This is a genomic window from Sphingobacterium sp. GW821-FHT03E03, assembly GCF_059420745.1.
On sequence record NZ_JBWKUH010000007.1, the window covers coordinates 19,950 to 37,017 of the forward strand.

At 44.1% G+C, this 17,068-nt stretch carries 12 protein-coding genes and 1 riboswitch; of the genes, 6 read left to right on the top strand and 6 right to left on the bottom strand.

Translation table 11 applies throughout. From position 1 onward, the window contains the following. Window positions 1-4: 4 nt before the first annotated feature. Window positions 5-2,356, top strand: coding sequence for a glycoside hydrolase family 95 protein (locus tag AC07UV_RS10515; RefSeq protein ID WP_495183671.1), 2,352 nt, complete (start codon window positions 5-7; stop codon window positions 2,354-2,356). 160 nt (window positions 2,357-2,516) lie between these two features. Here the strand turns inward: AC07UV_RS10515 and AC07UV_RS10520 are convergent, their stop codons facing one another. After that, window positions 2,517-2,783 (bottom strand): 5-oxoprolinase, encoded by a 267-nt coding sequence (locus AC07UV_RS10520; RefSeq protein WP_120259035.1) that lies wholly within the window; start codon window positions 2,781-2,783, stop codon window positions 2,517-2,519. 68 nt (window positions 2,784-2,851) lie between these two features. Further along, window positions 2,852-2,945: riboswitch (SAM-I-IV-variant riboswitch) on the bottom strand. A 210-nt stretch (window positions 2,946-3,155) separates the two neighbouring features. Between AC07UV_RS10520 and AC07UV_RS10525 the strand changes: the two genes are divergently transcribed. The 4 genes from AC07UV_RS10525 to AC07UV_RS10540 all read left to right on the top strand — a co-directional run bounded on the left by AC07UV_RS10525 (window position 3,156) and on the right by AC07UV_RS10540 (window position 8,313). Beyond that, complete coding sequence (locus AC07UV_RS10525) at window positions 3,156-3,920, top strand: DUF3050 domain-containing protein (RefSeq protein WP_495183672.1); 765 nt, start codon at window positions 3,156-3,158, stop codon at window positions 3,918-3,920. 372 nt (window positions 3,921-4,292) lie between these two features. Continuing rightward, window positions 4,293-5,675 (top strand): TolC family protein, encoded by a 1,383-nt coding sequence (locus AC07UV_RS10530; protein ID WP_495183673.1) that lies wholly within the window; start codon window positions 4,293-4,295, stop codon window positions 5,673-5,675. Continuing rightward, window positions 5,675-6,733, top strand: a complete 1,059-nt coding sequence (locus tag AC07UV_RS10535; protein ID WP_495183674.1) for an HlyD family secretion protein — start codon at window positions 5,675-5,677, stop codon at window positions 6,731-6,733. Before AC07UV_RS10530 ends, AC07UV_RS10535 begins: the two co-directional genes overlap by 1 nt. Before the next feature lie 2 nt (window positions 6,734-6,735). After that, window positions 6,736-8,313, top strand: coding sequence for an MFS transporter (locus AC07UV_RS10540; RefSeq protein ID WP_495183675.1), 1,578 nt, complete (start codon window positions 6,736-6,738; stop codon window positions 8,311-8,313). Between the two features lie 5 nt (window positions 8,314-8,318). Here the strand turns inward: AC07UV_RS10540 and AC07UV_RS10545 are convergent, their stop codons facing one another. The 5 genes from AC07UV_RS10545 to AC07UV_RS10565 all read right to left on the bottom strand — a co-directional run bounded on the left by AC07UV_RS10545 (window position 8,319) and on the right by AC07UV_RS10565 (window position 16,273). Beyond that, on the bottom strand, window positions 8,319-9,602 hold the full coding sequence (locus tag AC07UV_RS10545; RefSeq protein ID WP_495183676.1) for a TolC family protein: 1,284 nt from the start codon (window positions 9,600-9,602) through the stop codon (window positions 8,319-8,321). Between the two features lie 173 nt (window positions 9,603-9,775). After that, window positions 9,776-12,883, bottom strand: a complete 3,108-nt coding sequence (locus AC07UV_RS10550; protein ID WP_495183677.1) for an efflux RND transporter permease subunit — start codon at window positions 12,881-12,883, stop codon at window positions 9,776-9,778. A gap of 25 nt (window positions 12,884-12,908) precedes the next feature. After that, on the bottom strand, window positions 12,909-14,054 hold the full coding sequence (locus tag AC07UV_RS10555) for an efflux RND transporter periplasmic adaptor subunit (protein WP_495183678.1): 1,146 nt from the start codon (window positions 14,052-14,054) through the stop codon (window positions 12,909-12,911). A 162-nt stretch (window positions 14,055-14,216) separates the two neighbouring features. Continuing rightward, window positions 14,217-15,593 carry a HAMP domain-containing sensor histidine kinase gene (locus tag AC07UV_RS10560; protein ID WP_495183679.1) on the bottom strand — a complete coding sequence of 459 codons (1,377 nt, stop codon included), beginning with the start codon at window positions 15,591-15,593 and terminating at the stop codon, window positions 14,217-14,219. Then, window positions 15,593-16,273 carry a response regulator transcription factor gene (locus AC07UV_RS10565; RefSeq protein ID WP_282249706.1) on the bottom strand — a complete coding sequence of 227 codons (681 nt, stop codon included), beginning with the start codon at window positions 16,271-16,273 and terminating at the stop codon, window positions 15,593-15,595. The genes AC07UV_RS10560 and AC07UV_RS10565 overlap by 1 nt, the downstream gene beginning before the upstream one ends. 223 nt (window positions 16,274-16,496) lie before the next feature. Here AC07UV_RS10565 and AC07UV_RS10570 point away from each other — a divergent pair, with 223 nt between their 5' ends. Beyond that, window positions 16,497-17,021, top strand: coding sequence for a DinB family protein (locus AC07UV_RS10570; RefSeq protein ID WP_495183680.1), 525 nt, complete (start codon window positions 16,497-16,499; stop codon window positions 17,019-17,021). The last annotated feature ends 47 nt before the right edge of the window (window positions 17,022-17,068 follow it).

Genomic DNA, 17,068 nt, shown 5'->3' on the forward strand with positions numbered 1-17,068 from the left:
TGATATGAATAGATATCCAAAAATAGGTCGTGGAATAGATAGGATACTTTGTGCTATGCTGCTATTCTTTTTTTCGGGCAACTTATTTGGGCAGGAGCAAGGGAGCAAACTCTGGTATCGGCAACCGGCAAAGCAATGGGAGGAGACCTTGCCTCTAGGTAATGGAAAGATCGGTATGATGCCCGACGGTGGCTTAATAAATGAACATGTTGTACTCAACGATATTACACTATGGTCGGGAAGCCCTCAGGATGCCAATAATTATGAAGCCAGTAGGTACTTGGATAGCATTCGAAACCTGATCAAAAACGGGAAAAATGACCTCGCTCAGGGATTGATTGACCAACATTTTATCTGCAAAGGCCCGGGATCGGGTGGTAAGCAATGGGGCTGTTATCAAGTTCTTGGCAATTTGACGCTTGCATTTGATGGAAAAACAGATATTGCTGCGGTACAAAACTATCGCCGCGAGCTGGATATTGAAAAGGCCCTGGTGAAAACGAGCTATGAGCTCAAAGGCGTAAAATATGACCGGGAATATTGGACAAGCTTTGCAGACGATGTGGGTATTATTCGTCTACAGAGTAGCAAAAAAGGCCAGCTAAGCCTGGAAATCAAGATTGACCGTCCCGAAAGGGCGACTGCTACGACCAAAGATGGCGAGCTCATTTTGATGGGACAATTGGATAATGGTGTGGACGGTAAAGGAATGCAGTTTAAAACACGTGTCCGCGCGCAGATAAAAGGCGGGAAACAGCTTGTAAAAGGACAATCTATTGTTATTCAACAGGCTGACGAAGTGCTGATTTATGTGGCGACAGATACCGATTTTAAAGGCAAGGATTTTGAGCGTACAACAACCGAAACTTTAACAAAGGCTTTAAAAAAATCCTATAGCCAGCAGTATGCCGAACATCTGCGAAACTATTTGGCCATGTTCAACCGTTTGTCGCTTCGATTGGGGCAGTCGAAAGATGACTTACCGACCGATGAGCGTTTGGTGGCCTTTGGTAAAGAACCGGATCAGGATCCGGGGCTGGCAGCCTTATTTTATCAGTATGGTCGCTACCTTAGTATTAGCAGTACGCGTTTAGGTCTGCTGCCGCCGAATTTACAAGGGCTATGGGCAAATCAGATTCAGACACCCTGGAATGGGGACTACCACCTGGATATCAATGTGCAAATGAACCATTGGCACCTCGGGGCGGCCAATTTGGGCGAGCTCAATGAACCCTTGGTGGGGCTTGTGGAAGGCCTTATGGCCCCGGGGGCGAAGACCGCGAAAGCATACTATAATGCACCGGGCTGGGTAGCCCATGTGATCACCAATGTATGGGGCTATACCGAACCCGGAGAGTCTGCTTCCTGGGGAATTGCCAATGCGGGCTCGGGCTGGCTCTGCAATAACCTTTGGGAACATTACCTCTATACCGAAGATATAGATTATCTACGACGCATATACCCGATTCTCTATGGGGCAGCACAGTTTTACGCCAGCGCCTTGACTGAATACCCCGGTAAAGGTTGGCTGTTGACTTCGCCATCGGTATCTCCCGAAAATTCCTTTAAGCTTCCTAATGGCCACCAGGCAAACGTCACGATGGGACCAACGATAGATAATCAGATCGTACGTGAATTATTTGGAAATATCATTCATGCAGCGGGATTATTGGGCAAACAATCGGATCCTTTTTTAACGAAGGTTTCAGCGCAATTGAAACGCTTAGCACCGGCAGTGCAGCTAGCCAAAGATGGCCGTATCATGGAATGGATCGAAGATTATGAAGAAGTTGATCCGCAGCATCGGCATATCTCGCATTTGTATGGTTTGTATCCAGGCTATTTGATCCGTTATGATGAACATCCAGACTGGCAGCTAGCCGCTAAAAAAAGCCTAGATGTACGGGGAGATGATGGGCCGAGCTGGGCCATTTCCCATAAACTCTTGTTTTGGACCAGATTGCATGAGGGCGAACGGGCCTATAAATTATTTCGGCAGCTGATGACACCACGTGTCGATACACATATTAATTATGGTGCTGGGGGCGGTGTTTATGCCAATTTGTTAACAGCAGGCCCCCCATTTCAGATCGATGGTAATTTTGGTGGAGCAGCTGGTATTGCCGAGATGCTGGTGCAGTCCCATCAGGATACGGTGTATCTTCTACCGGCGACCCCTGAAGCCTGGAAAAAAGAAGGTCAGGTCAGGGGAATGCGCATCAAAGGAAATCATACCATAGACATGGAATGGAAAGATGGTAAGATACTGAACTATCAGATTTATTCACCCAAATCACATCAACTTCAGGTATGTATAGATCATAACTGGGTCGCCTATCATACAAAAGAAAAATAAAAGGGTCCCTAGTCTGCAATTTTTGCAGGCCGGGGATCCTTTTGTCTTAAAAATCTCATTGCATACACATGTGTTATACACAATTACATGTAAATATGAAAAACAGAGAAGACAAGACGGTAGTCGGTACTTCTGCGCTGAAAGTGCTATGACTGCTGTCTTAAGATTGCAATGGAATCAATACATTGTGTTCCAAACGTACAGGGACATGCTTCACTGAGGTAAAACCGTCTTCCTTGGAAATGATGTTGGATAGATCCAGTCCTCTTTTGGAGAAAGTACTGAGCAGCGCTGTCCGAAAGGTCGCTTTGGCCGAGCCCCAACCCTGTCCCAAGATTGTATCGTTATTGAGCTGTATTAGTTCGTCTGTGGAATAGTAGCTGAATTTTTCCAGTAAGTGTTGGTAAAGATTTGTTGTTGTAGCCATACAATTTAAAAATTTAAAGGATTAAACCATAAACTGTATCCAGATCTTGTTGGGGAAAAATAACCGTTGTATAACGTTTATTTTGGTCGAAACCCGTATTAATTTACCACCGCGGTGTCTACACTCGGTTGGTATTGCATCATGCAATTCTGAATACTCTACAAATATAGTAGATTATTTTTTAATATTAAAAATATTTTTGTTTTTTTGGTAATTGGGCGTGGATAAGAAGACTAAGGCCGGCAAAAGTGAGTTTGGTTTTTTGGCTGTGGTTTGGTTATGAAGTGGATAGCTTGACCGATAATTTATCATGTTACTGTAATCTCGTCGAAAATACTTTAAAAAACAGAGATAAGACAATACTTTTGCGGCATGAATAGAATTGCGGAAATTAACGAATACATTGCTGCCGAACGCGAGGTATTATTGCAACACTCCTTGTATCCTAAAATCAAAACGATCAAGAATCTACGTTCTTTTACTGAAGGGCATGCGTACGCTGTATGGGATTTTATGTCTTTATTAAAAGCTTTGCAGATTAAATTGACCTGCACAACTTTACCTTGGTTTGCAAGTGAGCACCCTTCGACACGCTATCTGATTAACGAAATTGTATTAGCGGAAGAATCCGACGAATATATCGATGGTCGCCGTTTGAGCCATTTTGAAATGTATCTGGACGCAATGAGTGAAATGGGGGCAGACCTGCACCTGGTTAACAAGTTTATCGTGAGCGCCAAGAAATCCAAAAGTATTTTTGATGCCATTGCATTGACAACCTTGGATAAAAGGATCAAGGATTTTCTGAATTTTACTTTTGAATTGATCGAAGAAGGGGAGGTACATAAAATTGCTGCTGCCTTTACATTTGGTCGTGAGGATCTTATCCCGGGTATGTTTACCTCCATTTTGCAGGAGCTGAAAACCAACTTCCCTGAATCGAGCTTAGATAATTTTATCTACTATTTCCAACGTCATATTGATTTGGACGGTGATGAGCATGGCCCTTTGGCAATGCAGATGATCAGCGATTTGGCCAAAGAGGATGATGAGAAGTGGGAAGAAATGAAAATAGTCAGTAAAGAGGCGCTTCAAAAGCGCATTGAACTCTGGAACGCAATAGAAGATTCCCTATAAGGAATCTTCTATTTTTTATTGAGCTCCTGTCCCGCGTTCATTTTTATTCTGTAATAAATGTGAATATGTATTTGTTGCATAGTGATTTCATACAGTTTTTAACCTCCATTTCCCCAGAAATGGTATTATCCGGAGAAGAGGCTGTGCTAACAAAAATTCCCCCACTAAATTATTTCGAAGAATTTTCTGCTAGATCTTTTATCTGCATACGAACTTAGTGCTGTTGTGCTGTTTTTTAGCCAATTAGCATGCGGAGAATTGCCACTAGAAGAGGTTGACACCAAGGACAGCTTGGTCCTGGTTTTGGCAGATTTTGTCCTTTTGTGGAAAATTGATTGAAAAATGTCTTTTTTACATAACATATTGGCGTTTGTGAAGAAATTCATTTTTCAATTAGTGTCTAAGTTTGCAACGCAAAAAAATAACAGAAAGACATTGAACTTTTTTTCGTCGCATTGGACAAAAGCTATAGGTACCGTTTTGGTACTTGTATGCTCGGTTTTAGAAACGCAGGCCCAGGACTCGCTACGCACCTCACTTGCTGATCTGATCAGTAAGTCGTTGCAAAACAGTAAGTATATCGAACAGTCGCATTTGCAATTACAGGAAAAAGGAATAGCCCTGCGGCAGCAACGGATGGAATTGCTGCCGAAAATCGGTGTCAGGGCTTCTGCCAGTTATGCGAGCAATATGCCGGTCTACGATCAAGGTATATTTGCCAAACCATCACAACACGATGTTATCCATTACCTATATGATACCGGACTCGATTTCTACCTGAACCTTTACAACGGCCATCGGGATCTTATGAAAATCGAATCAAAAAAGCTCGAAATGGAACTGGCCAACATTGATTGGAAAAGTTCCACGGCGCAGATTAAGCTGGAGATCTGTAACTTGTTTCTGGATCTGGATTTAGCCTATCGCAACAAATTGCTGATCGAGCAGGATATCAAAGATCAGCGGACACAATTGAAAGAGATCGAACACCGTTATACAGCCGGTGTTGTGCTGCATAGTGATGTCTTAAGGATTTCCCTCGAATTGTCCAAGCGTGAACTGCTGCTGGTACAGATCGCTAATGATATCAAGATCATCAACCAAAAATTGCAGCTGATCGCAGATATACGACAAGAAATTATCCCGATGTGTGCCACGATGGAAAGTCATCCGCTGAACTATGCAGAAATCGTTGCTGTTGCCAAACATCAAGCTTTTGTACTGTTGAAATCCGAACAGGAAGTTGCGTTGAAAAAACTGAGTATCAAACAGGCGAAGTCAAACTACCTGCCCGAACTAGGCCTGAGCAATACATTTACTTTTGCGAATCCACAGGTATTTCTATATCCATATAATGCGAGCTGGTACAATTTAAATATCGTAGGACTTAAATTGAACATCCCAATATCCGCATTGTACCTCAATAAAAATATTGTCCGAGGAGCTCAAGTTGCACTAAAGCGAGAGGAGGTCAAACACCATCATGAGGAGGAAGTGGTGGAAAATGAACTGTTGCGGGCTTATCTGGATTATAATCTAGCACTGGAACAACAGGCTGTCTGCCAAAAAAATCTGGCCCTTGCCAACGAAAATGCCCGTATTATAAAAAATAGGTATTTCAAGTCTTCGGCGCTGATTACAGATCTATTGGATGCAGATATGCAATGCCTCAAGACAAACTTTGATCTGGAATCCGCCCGGATCGCGATACAGAAACATTATTATTTTATTGAATTTTTGAAGGGTACTATCTAATGAAACCTAAATCAGGCCGGTCAATGACCGATGTAAAATTGACCAGAATCACCAATTGGTTGGCTGGGATTGCTTTGTTGGCACTTTTATTATGGGGTGGGAGGATACTCTGGCTACGCATCCGGTATACCTATACCAATGATGCACAAGTAACCCAGTATATTAATCCCATTATCTCCCGTGTGGGCGGTTACATTGTTTCGGTTCACTTTAAAGATCATCAATCGGTCAAGCGTGGCGACACTTTATTACTGATCGACAACCGGGAGTACAAATATGAAGCTGAGCAAGCTTCGGCTTCGATAAACAAAGAAAATGCGGAAATCAGTGTGCTGGGTAGTCAAAAGGAAATATTGCAGGCCGAACATGAATCGTTGGAAAAATCCATTGCTGCTGCCGAAGCGCGGATGACGAAACAGCAACTGGAATACGATCGCTATAAGTTTTTGTTTGATGAAAAATCTGCTACGGCGCAGCAGCTGGAAGATATAAAAGCCACACTGGAGGTGTACAAAAGTGAACTTGCCGTATTACAGCATAAGCTGGAGGCATCACGGGATCGGGTGAATGATGTTGATGTGAAAAAGGGGGTGATCAATGCGGAGAAAGCACGATTGTCAGCTGCAGCAAACCGAAAGCATCTTGATGTGGGATATACCGTAATCCGGGCTCCCTATGATGGTCGGGTAGGGAAACGTAGCATTGAAAAAGGACAGATGGTAAATCCGGGCGAGGTGCTGGGATTTATTGTCAATGCAGAGACACCAACTTGGGTGACGGCCAACTTTAAGGAAACGCAATTGCGTTATCTCAACCTTGGTGGGCGTGTAGAGGTTATTGCGGATGCCTACCCGGATGAAACATTCTATGGAAATATAATTTCTATTTCGCCAGCAACAGGATCTTCTTTTTCATTGCTTCCACCGGACAATGCGACCGGTAATTTTGTGAAGATCGTACAGCGGGTTCCTGTTCGTATCGAACTGGATCGGAGTAAGGGAGCTGCAAAATTACTCTCAGGAATGAATGTCAATGTTTCGGTCTCAAAAAATCAATAACAGTGAAAGGGATCTTCAAAGACTGGGTACCCGAATGGTTGATTAAGCTGATTTTATTCAGCGGATTGATGCCAAGCATGGTCTTGTTTTTTCTGCCCGGTGCCAATGTCAATGTCACTGCAGGGTTCTACGGTGCACAGCCGAGTGATGTACAGTTTCTTATTGTTCTTTTCTACGCGGGATTTGTCGGATTCTACGTCCTGGAACGTCGCTTTTTTCAGTATTTCCCTGTCAAACAGTACTACATCATTTTCAATCTCTTACAGTTGCTCAATTGTTACCTGATGTATCGCATTAACGAGATCAGTTGGATATATGGCTTACGCTTTTTTCAGGGTATGCTGTTCGCATCGGCTGTCAACCTCTCCATATCCATGATATTTTCCCGACTGAAAACCGAAAGGGCCAAGGAGGGAAGTTATGCCATATTTTTTGGTATGCTGCTCTGTAGTTCGCCTTTCAATACGTTTGTGACAGCTGAATTTATAGATTCATTTAACTTTGATGAACTTTACCTGTATGCTGCCTTATCTTTTGTACCGGGGCTACTACTGATCATCGTCACAATGAAACCCATCCGGCACAATCGACCGTACCCTTTATTTTCCCTGGACTGGGCCAGTTTTATCCTCTACAGTTTCATTGTTATAAGTTTCGGTTATCTGATGGTCTACGGACAGGAACTTTATTGGTTTTCGGATACTTCCATGCTGACTGTACTGATCGGTGGAATTTTATGTCTGGGCCTGTTTATCATGAGGCAGAAAGCAATCAAACGTGTTTATATCGAGCTGTCCATCTTTGGAAACCGGAAATTCCTGTTCGGAATCTTGGTCTTGTATATGATGTATATCGAACGGTTTTCGCTGGCGATCTCTAATCAGTATTTTCTACAGGTCATCCGCCTGGATCCCATTCACTTGTCCTATATCCAATGGTTTAATATCCTCGGGATTGTATGTGGTGTTATGTTATCCTTCTACTGGTTATTAAAACGGCGCACAGTGAAATGGATCTGGATAGTTGGCTACTGTTGCCTGCTGGCCTTTCATCAATATATGTTTTTTTCATTTGAAAGTGAGGGTAATGAAGACCACTTCTGGTTGCCGTTGGTATTGCATGGGCTGGGTGTCGGTCTGATCATGGTGCCGACAATCTTATTCGTAATTGCCAGTGTACGCCCTCATTTGGGAGCTTCAGCGGCGGCAGCTTGTTTGGCCGTCCGTTACTTGGGCTATACCAGTAGTATCGGTCTGCAGAATTTCTTTAAATTATTTGAACATGCCCAGCACCGGGAGGTTTTTCGGGATCAGCTGCAATCAAGCAATCTGATATTTGAAGACTATATTCAGCGGGAATCTCACAGGGTATTGCAACATGGATTGCAGTACAAGGAGCATGCCGCGGGATTGAAGCTCATCAGCGAGCGGGTTAATATACAGTCTTTCGTCCGCTATGGCATGGACTACTATGAATTGATGTCCATAATCAGTATCAGCATCTTGCTGCTGATACTGATTTCCCCTTCCTTGAAAAGCATGTATAAGAAGCTTAAAAAGAATCAGATTTCACCGGTATAACGGTGTCACAATTGATCAATATCCCAAATGGCTGCGGCACGTTGTAATTCCACCAATGCGACCGCACAATTGTAGCGCGCTTCGTGGTAAGCAAGTTGGGTGTCATTGTAGGAGCGTTGTGCGTTGATCACTTCCAGCAGGGCGGTTTCGCCCCGATTGTAGCTGTAGATCTTTCCTTCCAGGATTGCTTTTGCTTTGAGCAACATTGTATTATTAAATTGCAGTACCTGTTTTTGAGTGGCTTCATATTGCATATAAGCTTGATTTACCTCATTCTGGATGCGTAATGCTGCATCTTGATAGATCAATTCGTCTTGCTCAATTTTGAACTGAGCAGATTTCAGCTCGCCTTTATTAAAATTGGAAAATTTTAGTGGTATGGCTAGGCCGGCATTGAGGGCATTAAACTGTGGTGTCGGTGCGGTTTCATTTCTGGCCTCACCATTGTAGGTAAAGCCGATGGAAATACCGAGATCTAACACACGGTTTGCCTTTGCCAGCTGGAGCAGACTATGGGAGAGCTGTTTGTTTTGTAGCTCAGCCTTAAGATCAGCACGCTCTCGTACTGCGGTTGATAGCAATGTACTTAATGAAAAGTTGCGATCAAAAGAAACATCAGATCCTTGTGGTAGCCAAAGAATGGGGCTCTTATCCCCCATAAGCAGTGATAACCCTACTAGGGAGGAATTGGCTGTGGCTTCGGCTGCCGAAAGCGTATTGCGCAAATGGGCGGCTTCCAATTTTGACTGGCGGTAGTCAATTTGTGGAATAGCGCCTAGTTGATAACGTATACTGTCTGAGCTGGCGAGCTGAGCGAGTTGTTGATAGGAACTGCGATAGGTTGCTGCCAATTGCTGGTTGTACCTTGCTGATAAAAAAGCAAGGGTGGCATCGGCACGTAGATTTCGGAAATAGTCTTCGAATAAGAGACGGGTGGTTTCGGCCTCATCCTTTGCAACCTGGCGACGTGTCTGCCGTTTTGCCCCCAATTCTACCGTCCAGCTCAATCCGGCGGTATAACCCCGCCCGAGCTGTTTGCTTCTTTCGCTATTGTCAAAGAGCCCTACGGTGAATTCGGGATCGGGGAAGATACCGGCACTGATGATATTCGCCTCGGCGATTGAAAGGTTGAACTTTTCAGCGGCGTAACCGAGGTTGTTCTTTCCAACCTGGGCAATAAAGCTGCTATAGTCCAAATTTTTGTGGGTAAAAGTTGAGTCTATTGTTTGTGCAGCAGCATTTCCAACGAGCAGCATAAAGGAAAGAAGAAGTCTGATCTGTGTTTTCATCGGAATTTTATTTTAGTCCTTCTGATTAAAGCAGCTGTACTGCTTTAATCAGAGTACGGTTTTGATTTTAGGAATTTGTCTCCGTTTGTATGTGATCGGTTGATGGTTTTGGCCCAAGCTGTATTGCCGTCCTCGCTCCATCAAATAGTATCTTATTAATAAAGTTTCTCTTATTATTTCTGATCGTTCGTCGAAAGTGGTTTGCTATTGTCTTGCTGTCTCCGCGCCATCAGATAATACAAGGGTGGAAGCATAAACAGTGTCAGCAGGGTAGAAAAGAGTAAACCATAGACGATCACGGTGGCCAGAGGCCGTTGAACATCTGATCCGATACCTGTCGCCAATGACGCTGGAAGTAGACCAAGTATAGCCACCGTCGCGGTCATCAGTACAGGGCGGAATCGACTGAAAGCGCCTTCAATGACAGCTTTTTCTAAGGCCATTCCATTTTTTCGTAGCACATTGAACTGGGAAAGCATCAATACACCATTTTGTATGGCAACACCAAAAAGAGCGATAAAACCCACTGCCGAAGATACATTTAGGGTCATACCCCGTATATTGAGCGCAAGCATTCCACCAAAGAGTGCCAGCGGTACAATACCGATAAGTAAGCCGGCCTGTCCAAAAGAACCGAAGGTGCTATACAGCAGGATAAATATAATCGCCAGTGTCAGGGGGACGATGACCGCCAGTCGACTGTAGGCGCGATGCTGATTTTCAAATTGACCACCCCATTGCAGTCTGATTTTCTGTGGATCATATTTCAGCTTCTGGTCGATTGCCTGCTGGGCTTTGGTCAGAAATGTACCTAAATCTTGCCCCCGTACATTCAATCTGACGGTCAGCTGGCGGCTATTGCGTTCGCGTGAAATGGTACTTTCTCCGGTATTGAGTTTGACCATGGCTACTTGCGACAAGGGGATGCGTGTGCCATTATCGGGATACAACATCAGATTGCCGATCTTTTCCGGCGAGTTTCGCTCGTTCTCAGCATACTGACAGGTGACATCGTATACTTTAATCCCCTGATAGACCTGAGATACAGCTTTGCCACCAACTGCAATTTGAATCAGGTCGGTGACATCCGAAATATTCAATCCATATTGTGCAATTTTGTCGCGGTCAACGATGATCTGCAACTGTGGGAGTGGCGGCTCCTGGTCAATGGCCAGGTCAACAGCGCCTTCCACTCCTTTAAGTGTGGTCACGAGGTCTTCGGCAACACGCCGGGTTTCTTTCAGATCATCCCCAAAAAGTTTGACCACGAGTTCGCTATGTACTCCCGCGATTTTGTCCATGACACCATCGATCATCGGTTGTGAGAAAGCTACATTATAGCCGGGCATTTGGGCATATTCTGCGGCCAGCTCATTGATAAGATCTGCTTTGGTTTTTCCCCATTTCCATGTTTTGTATGGCTTCAAACCCACACTGACTTCGAAGTGTGAAGGGGTCCAGGCGTCGGTACCATCATCATTGCGTCCGGCCTGTACCATAACATAGGAGATCTCCTCGTATTTGAGGGTACGCGCACGTAGGCTGTCGCTCATTTCTTTGGATTTCTCCACCGTGATGCCCGGAGGGAGGGAGACCTGTAACCAGATCGAACCTTCGTCAAGTGTAGGCAAAAAATCTTTACCCACGGATGCTGTCAGCAGTCCTGTCGCTAAAAGAACAAGGCCGAGGGGAACAAACACTCGTCTGGGACGCAGCATTATTTTTTTGATCCGCTGATGGTAAAGTGCCGTTAATTTTTCCAGCCATCTATTGTGATAAACTTTTTGTGGCTTGCGGTAGATGAGGTAAGCCAGTCCGGGAATCAGTAGCAAGGATACCGCTAGAGCCCCCAATAGCGCATAACCAACGGTATAGGCCATCGGTGTAAACAGTTTCTTTTCTACCCGTTCGAAAGCGAAAAGAGGAAGATAGGCTGTGATAATAATGATGGTGGCAAAGAAAATTGGTTTGGCAACTTCAGCAATTTTCGTTGTTAAGGTCTGCTCGACCAATGGAGCGTCGGGTTTTTCTTCCCTTTTTTTCAGAATGGTTTCGAGCATAACAATGGCACCATCCACGATAATTCCGAAATCTATCGCCCCCAGGGATAATAGATTGGCAGGTATATCTGTAAAATGCATCAATATAAAGGCGATCAACAACGAGAGTGGAATGGTGATGGCAACCAATAGAGCACCACGCCAGCTCCCCAGAAAAAGGATCAGTACAAGAATGACGAGTACCATACCTTCGAGCAGTGTTTTGGATACGGTATGCAGGGTGTTGTCGACCAGGCTCGTGCGATCCAGGACCACGTGTATTTTGACATCTTTAGGGAGGATGTTACTGTTAAGTTCCTCGACCGCCGCATTTACACCGGCCAATACCTTGGAGGGATTCTCATGCTTTAATAGCAATACAATACCTTCAATATTATCTGAATAGTCTACTCCACGTTTGTCGCTGTAGCCCAAGGCGCCTTTACGCGCGAGGTTGCCAAGCTTTACCTGTCCAAGATCCCGCATGTAGATACGGTTTCCATTGACCGATTTGACAACGATATTGCCGAGGTCGTCCAGCGATTTGACAAGGCCGATACCTCGGATCACATAGGATTGGTCGCCACGGTTCATCATGCTTCCTCCTGCATTGGCATTGTTGGCTTCGATCTTTGCGGTTACTTCGCCTAGAGAAACTTCATATTGATCGAGTTTTTTAGGATCCAGTTCGACCTGAAACTGCGTCGTGATGCCCCCAAAATTGGTTACATCGGCTACTCCCGCCACCTGTTTGATTTTAGGGATAATGACAAAGTTTTGGAGTTCGGTCAATTTCCGTAGATCCTGGGTATTGCTTTCGAGAATATAACGAAAGATTTCTCCTGTCGGCGAGGTAAGTGGATCTAATCCGGGTACTGCGCCGTAGGGGAGACTGAGATCTGCCAGGCGTTCCTGTATACGGGCCCTGGCCCAGTAGTCGTCAACACCATCTTTAAACACGATGGTGACCATGGATAGTCCAAAGGTGGTTTTACTACGCATGACTTCCATTCCGGGTAATCCGTTGATGGTCTGTTCAATGGGAATTGTTATCTGTTGCTCCATTTCCTCGGCGGCCAGGCCCGGCACCTGAGTGACGATTTGTGAGGACACGTCTGCGATATCGGGATAGGCCTCAACTGAAAGCTGTTTCCAAGCGTAATAACCGAAAAATGCAATAAGGAGAAAAGCAGCTGCAATAACCCATCTCTTGGCGATGATCTGGCTAACAAGTTGTTTCATTGTAATACGATTTTTGGATAAAGATTTAGTTGTTTGCTAGTAGATAAAATGCGCCCTCACCGATGATCTGTTCACCGTTGGACAGACCCTGTATAATCTGAATCTGCTCATTTTCGGTGACACCGGTCTGTACATATCGCCTCATAAATGTGTGCGGTGCTAGCTGTACCCAGACAAAGCTTTTATCATTAAATTGGAGTACAGCTTTCGCAGGAATAAATATACTGGCAGCAGCTAGCTGTTCAAATTGCGTATTGACATACATACCGGGTTTGAGCAGCCGATCTTTATTGTCGCATTCAACCAGCACTTCGATATTGCGGTTTGCTTCGTCGACAAACTGATTGATATGGACAATCTTTCCTTGCAGTCTTTTTGTGGGCTGGTTGTCAATGTGCACTTCGACACTGCGGATCTGATCTATGGCACCGAGGTCTTTTTCCTTTATATAGGCCGAAACCCATACTTTCGACAGTTCGGCAATCCGGAGTAAAGCTGGAGCGTCTTCTTTATTGTATTGGCCAAGGACAATGGTATTGCTGAGGATTTCACCATGGATGGGTGAACGGACGAGCAGAGGCTGACCAAGCACGACCTGCGTTGGGTTGTTGTCATATATTTTTAAAGCAGCAGCTGCATTATTGAGCGTCGTCTTGCTAATGGCAAAATTGGTTTCCGCTTCTTCAAGTTCTTTTTGTGTACCGACACCGTGGCTAAGTAGATCTTTTTGACGTTTTAAAACATTTGCTGCCAGGGCATAGGTTTGTTTGGCCTCAAGGTATGTTCGTTGTGCCTCGAAATAATCTGAAGAACTGATTGAAAATAAGGCTGTATTGACCGCTACTTTCTGCCCCAGGTTCACATAGGATCTGACAACCCGCCCCGCAAAGGGCATGGGGATTTCAACATAACTATTGGGGATGATTTTGACCATAGCGGCAGTGCTGAATGTTAACTGATGCGGTTGCTGGACGACGGCGGTACACTTGATCTTGGACAGCAGTGGCGCATGTGCGTTGATCGTCAGGCTGTCACCTGCGAAATGCAGGGCCGAGGATTCGTCCGAAGATACAGCGGAGCGTTGCGTGCATGCTTGCATGATCGTGAGGGCAGCGATCCAGCCCATGAATCTAAGGGGATGGATAGGAATTTTGATAGCGCGGTTAACCATTGTTTTTAGTTTATAAAGGCCATCTTCTACCCATTCAAGAACTGTTCAGTGAATGGACGGTTGATGACCGGCGTTTCTGTTTCTAAAAAATTATGGTGCAAAGCTATCCATGCCTCTGCTGGAAGGCAGTTAGAGAGGCTTTAGAAAAATATTAGAATTTTATTAGAGTGCTGATGGATGGGGTAGATTGATCTGGAATACACTACCGATGCCTTTCGTTGAGCGGACAAGAATTTCGCCTTGATGCAGTAGAATAATCTTTTTGGTCAGTGAGAGACCGATGCCATTCCCTTCACTGTAGGCTTTGTTGTTGCCGCGATAGAAAGGGGTGAATATGCGTTCAAGATCCTGAGGCTCGATGCCTATGCCGTCATCTTTAAATTCCAGTTGTATAGACGTTCCACTGGATTTAATCGCTATGGAACATTTTTGGTTATCGGAAAACTTACAGGCGTTTTCAATTAAATTTACAAAAGCGACCTGGAGGAGGTATTCATTGCCGACAATCGAAATCATCTGCTCGTCTTCCAGAGCGGGATCAATAAAAATGTCGAGTTTATAATCGGGATTGGCCTGCAAAACCTGTTGGCAGGCGTCAAGCAGGATTTCATCGACACGTAGTGCTTTGAAGGAAATCTCTGAACTATCGTAACTCGCCTTGGCAAAATCCAGTAGACTATTAAACAGTTTTTTAAGTTTCTGGGCATCGTTTAGCGTGTTGTCAATGATAACCTTGTATTCAGCGGTGCTTCGGTCTTTATTCGTGGAAATTTCGAGTTCGGTAATCATTGCTGCCAAAGGCGTACGCAGTTCGTGGGAAATATTGGAGACAAAGTGCTTTTGGCCATCAAAGGAGTTTTCAAGACGGTTCAGCATATCGTTAAAGGTGTTTGCCAGTTCGGATAGCTCATCTTTATTGCCCGTGCTCTGAAGTCTTGCATCTAGGCTATTGGCCGATATGTTTTTGACTTTTAGTGTCATTGCCTGAATCGGACGGAATACTTTTCTTGAGAAAAATATTCCGGCGGCATAGCTTAAAAATACCGCAAAAATAAAAACAATAATGATGGTCGATAACAGATTTTGAAGTTTATTGTAACCATACTGATCATAAGCGGCAGCGGTGATGATGAAATTCGCGTTTTTGTACGCATAGGTAATGCCGATCACCTGCCATTTGTCCTGATAAAAGCCAATTTCCTTTTTTTTGACAATATCCCGCAACATAGCCGGCGTCTCCTTGACGAAATCAATGTCTACGGCATCATGGTACAATAGCTTAAAACTGGTGTCATAGATGGCTACTTCAACCTCGTTGAGAATTTTTCGGTTATTGTGGTAGATATCTTCCAGTATTTTTTTGTCTACCTGTGCATTTAAAAATAGATTTGCTTTGGTGTAGGCTTCTTTTTTTAGCAGGGCATAAAATTCATTCTCCCGATTCTCTACTGCCGAATAATAGACTGTGCAGGCAAATACCATCAGGATGGTCGCTGTGACGACTGTAAACAGTATGGTGATTCGCGTTCTGATCTGCATTAGTCCTGTTTTAAAATAAAGCCCATCCCGGATTTGGTATGGATATATTTTTTATCAAAATCCTTGTCTACTTTTTTTCGGAGGTAATTGATATAGACATCAATAAAATTAGTGCCGGTATCGAAATGGGTTTCCCAGACTTTTTCGGCAATCTCCATTCTAGACAATACACGTTCGGGGTGCAGTAACAGGTAGTGGAGTAGTTTGAATTCTTTTGGTGTCAGACTGATATCGGTATTGTTGCGTCTGACATTTTTGGTATGCAGATTCATTTCCAGATCCGCGTAGCGCAGGATGGTTCCTGTTGTGCTTTCCTGTTTCTGATAGCGTTTGAGCAGCACCCGTATCCGCGCCAATAGCTCCCGCATTTCGAAAGGTTTGACCAGATAATCGTCCGCTCCAGCATCAAAACCTTCGATTTTGTCGTCTGTGGTACCGAGCGCGGTAAGCATGATGATGGGGAGGTCGGGTTTAATATGACGGATCTCCTTGCAGAGATCAAGCCCATCCATCTTGGGTAATACAATATCGGTAATGATCAGGTCGAAATCGTGCTGTAGGGCCATTTTCTTTCCTGAAATACCATCATAGGCAATGTCGGTCTGAAATTCGTTTTCATCCAGCCCGCGTTTTATTAGTCCTGCGACACGGACATCATCTTCAACTAAAAGAATTTTCATACAACAGTGAAAGATTATTCATTAATACCCAACCTCAATATTGACTTCGACCAAAGCGTATGGATGGTACAGGACAAAGTTATCAAATTTACCTTGGTTTCGCTATTTAACGGCTTCTCTTTTCGATAAGTTCATATTCTTGCCATACGACAAGAGTATCGTGCTCTAAATCAGTTAACTTTGATGAATAACCAGGTGCCTGGCACCTATAGATCAATGAGCAATGGATAAACCAAAATCGGCAAAATTAGAAGTCATTATTCCTGCGTATCGGATGCACAGTCGAAGTTTTATCAATGTTTTGGACGGTATTTCCGAAGAACATGCACGTCAACGTATCAACGGGCAGACCAACCACATTGTCTGGATGGCCGGTAACTTCGTCAACGTACGTTATGGAATCGCATACATTTTGGGCCTTCAGGAGGAAGATCCCTATCATGACTTATTTTTTATGGGTAAAACATTGGATGAACAGTTTAACTACCCAAGTTTAAAAGAATTAAAAGATAGTTTCTATGCCATTTCGCCCAAAGTATATCAGCGTCTGCTGGAAGTTGACGATGCGCAATTGGCAGAGATATTCAAAATTGATATGAACGTTCCTTTTGTCGAGGAGAACAAACTTAATTTTATAGGGATGTGCATTGGACGGCAGGATTATCTCTGCGGTCAGATGGCATTGATGCGACGTATACTCAATTATCCGGGTATGAAATATGAAATGGACGAGCAGATGACCTATTAAGGGTCAAACAACATAAGCTAGCGTTTTGTAGACAATGTGCTAGCTTA

Excerpts from the sequence above, each read along its gene's own strand:
- AC07UV_RS10515 (WP_495183671.1), top strand. The coding sequence starts at position 5 with ATGAATAGATATCCAAAAATAGGTCGTGGAATAGATAGGATACTTTGT.
- AC07UV_RS10520 (WP_120259035.1), bottom strand. The coding sequence starts at position 2,783 with ATGGCTACAACAACAAATCTTTACCAACACTTACTGGAAAAATTCAGC.
- AC07UV_RS10525 (WP_495183672.1), top strand. The coding sequence starts at position 3,156 with ATGAATAGAATTGCGGAAATTAACGAATACATTGCTGCCGAACGCGAG.
- AC07UV_RS10535 (WP_495183674.1), top strand. The coding sequence starts at position 5,675 with ATGAAACCTAAATCAGGCCGGTCAATGACCGATGTAAAATTGACCAGA.
- AC07UV_RS10545 (WP_495183676.1), bottom strand. The coding sequence starts at position 9,602 with ATGAAAACACAGATCAGACTTCTTCTTTCCTTTATGCTGCTCGTTGGA.
- AC07UV_RS10550 (WP_495183677.1), bottom strand. The coding sequence starts at position 12,883 with ATGAAACAACTTGTTAGCCAGATCATCGCCAAGAGATGGGTTATTGCA.
- AC07UV_RS10555 (WP_495183678.1), bottom strand. The coding sequence starts at position 14,054 with ATGGTTAACCGCGCTATCAAAATTCCTATCCATCCCCTTAGATTCATG.
- AC07UV_RS10560 (WP_495183679.1), bottom strand. The coding sequence starts at position 15,593 with ATGCAGATCAGAACGCGAATCACCATACTGTTTACAGTCGTCACAGCG.
- AC07UV_RS10565 (WP_282249706.1), bottom strand. The coding sequence starts at position 16,273 with ATGAAAATTCTTTTAGTTGAAGATGATGTCCGTGTCGCAGGACTAATA.
- AC07UV_RS10570 (WP_495183680.1), top strand. The coding sequence starts at position 16,497 with ATGGATAAACCAAAATCGGCAAAATTAGAAGTCATTATTCCTGCGTAT.